3 protein-coding genes are annotated in these 2,265 nt (G+C 57.7%); 1 reads left to right on the forward strand and 2 read right to left on the reverse strand.

Annotated features, from left to right (window positions below; all coding sequences use genetic code 11):
• Positions 1-195: 195 nt before the first annotated feature.
• Positions 196-942, reverse strand: coding sequence for a TraX family protein (locus WMO44_RS14770; protein ID WP_349153027.1), 747 nt, complete (start codon positions 940-942; stop codon positions 196-198).
• 247 nt (positions 943-1,189) lie between these two features.
• Here WMO44_RS14770 and WMO44_RS14775 point away from each other — a divergent pair, with 247 nt between their 5' ends.
• Positions 1,190-2,074, forward strand: coding sequence for a LysR family transcriptional regulator (locus WMO44_RS14775; RefSeq protein ID WP_349153028.1), 885 nt, complete (start codon positions 1,190-1,192; stop codon positions 2,072-2,074).
• Here the strand turns inward: WMO44_RS14775 and WMO44_RS14780 are convergent.
• On the reverse strand, positions 2,064-2,265 hold a 202-nt coding region (locus WMO44_RS14780), incomplete at its 5' end, for a hypothetical protein (RefSeq protein WP_349153029.1). The genes WMO44_RS14775 and WMO44_RS14780 overlap by 11 nt on opposite strands.

Raw genomic sequence — 2,265 nt, forward strand, 5'->3', positions numbered from 1 at the left:
AGAGGTAGGGAGGGGGGAGTCGGAACACCCCTCCCTGCCTCTGGCCCAGCGGAGCGTCCCTGCGCGCTTGCGGCAAGTAGAAAGCTGCCATAGCAGCAACGCTGCAAATGCCGTTTCCTATTACGACCCTTCCATAAAAAATACAATGCCGGACAGCCCGCAGACTGTCCGGCATTGCGCTATTTATCGGTAAATTCAAAGCAGCAGGTTTGTGATGCCTGCCAGCACCAGCAGGTGCACCGGGTAGAACCAGTAAAATGCCTTTTTGTGCAGCGGACTGCACGCGCCGCGCTGCCCGTTATAGAACCAGACCAGCACAAAGGCCAGCGGGGCGGTAAGCTCGAACAAGAACAGCAGCGCGCCCACAAGGCACTGCCGCTTGCGGTCTGCGCGGGTGAGGTACAGCGCGCAGATGATGAGCACGCCGATGGCGTTGTAGTCGGTATTGGCAGCCAGCGCCAGTGCGGCGCAGCCCACTGCCCACACAAGCCCCTGCCAGCCGGGCAGGCCGTTTTCCTTTTCAAAGCGCTTGAGCCCTGCCATAGCCAGTACGCCCAGCGCCAGCGTCCAGTAAACGTTCTGCGCACTGAAGTCAAAGGGGGTGCGGAAGAACGCAAGGTCAAAGGATACCTCGCTCAAAAGGCCGAACAGCACCAGCCGCCCAAGGTAGCCTTTGACGTTGTGGGTGTGCACAAAGCCCTCCACCAGCAAAAAGCAGAACAGGGGAAAGGCCAGCCGCCCGGTGAAGCGCAGCACCATGTCCAGCCGGTACAGCGGATAGGCGGAAAGGGTGTCCTGCGAGAGGGTGCCGGCGTCCAGCCCGGGCGTAAGGATACCTGCCTCGATGCAGGACGCGCCGATGTGGTCTACCAGCATGGTGATGCAGGCAATGGTTTTAAGAGCAGTGCCGCTGAAGGTGCGGCGCGGGGATAGTGCGGTCATAAAAAATACCTCGTTCAGGTTGTTAAAAATCGTTACAGGAACTATAACGGAGGAAGGACGGCATTTCCTGCAAAAATCGCGGCAAAATCTGCACAGAGCGTGCAAAAATCGGGGCAAAATGCTTGACAGAAAAGGCGCGGGATAGTACAATCAAGAAGATAATTGAACTATCTCAAATGAAAGATGAAAAAGATTCACAGAGAATCAGGCGTCTCCGAACCAGTAAAGACGGAAGGAGGCTTTGGGCATGACGCTTTTTTCCTACGAAATTTTTGATGCCGTGGCCCGGCAGGGCAGCTTCAACAAGGCGGCACAGCAGCTGCACCTGACCCCCTCGGCTATCAGTCACGCCATTGCCGTAATGGAGGAGGAGCTGGGCTTTGCCCTGTTCAACCGCGGTAAAAACGGCGTATCCATGACCAGTTACGGCGCTTCCCTGTATCCCTCTATCCGTGATGTGCTGAACAGTGACGAGGCGCTGAAGCAGAGCATCGCCCGCCTGAACGGCTTGGAAAAGGGCAAGGTAAAGCTGGGTGTATTCAACTCGGTGTGTGCCTCGCTGCTGCCCGGGCTGCTGAAAAGCTTTGCGGCGCATTATCCGCAGATCGAGATCGAAGTATATCAGGGCACCTACGATGATGTCAAGGAATGGCTGCGCACCGGTCAGGTGGACATCGCCTTCCTGTCCTCTACCTGCCGGGAGGAGTTCAGCCTCACCGAGCTGTTCCGGGAGCCGCTGCTGTGCATCGTGCCGCAGGACTGGCCGGAGCCGCAGGACGGCGTAATGACTCCGGCGCTGATGAACGGCCAGAGCTTTGTGGTGCAGTGCGACGCCACCGACGCCGAGATGCGCCAGTTCCTCAAGAAATACAAGATCGGCACCGAGCGCCGCTGCCACGTCATCGACGACCAGTCCAACATTGCCATGGTGGAGGCCGGGCTTGGCATCTCCATCATGCCGCAGATGCTGCTGCGGGACTGCAAAGCCGCCGTCAAGGTGTACCCCATCGAGCCGGAGGAGTACCGCGTGGTGGGCCTGGCCGTGCAGCGCCCGGCCTCTATGGCTCCCGCCGTGGAGCAGATGTTCCACCATATCGTGGAGTACTGCCACGAGCTGGATCTTACGCTGTAATAAAGAATATTATGGTATCTATCAACCGGGAAGTTCTGCGGAGCTTCCCGGTTGATTTTTTACAGAGAGTGTAGAGAAAAAGCGGCAGTTGCAGCGCTGCGGGGTAGGAGGTGGTAGCCGAGGAATGTTCTCTTTTGGTGGCAAAAGAGAACCAGAAAACCACCAGCGATTTCGACGCGCTGGAGCCACGA

The sequence above is a fragment of the Faecalibacterium tardum genome, from assembly GCF_040096515.1.
GTDB lineage: Bacteria > Bacillota > Clostridia > Oscillospirales > Ruminococcaceae > Faecalibacterium > Faecalibacterium tardum.

Coding starts and splice junctions, on each gene's coding strand:
- WMO44_RS14770 (WP_349153027.1), bottom strand. CDS start 942: ATGACCGCACTATCCCCGCGCCGCACCTTCAGCGGCACTGCTCTTAAA.
- WMO44_RS14775 (WP_349153028.1), top strand. CDS start 1,190: ATGACGCTTTTTTCCTACGAAATTTTTGATGCCGTGGCCCGGCAGGGC.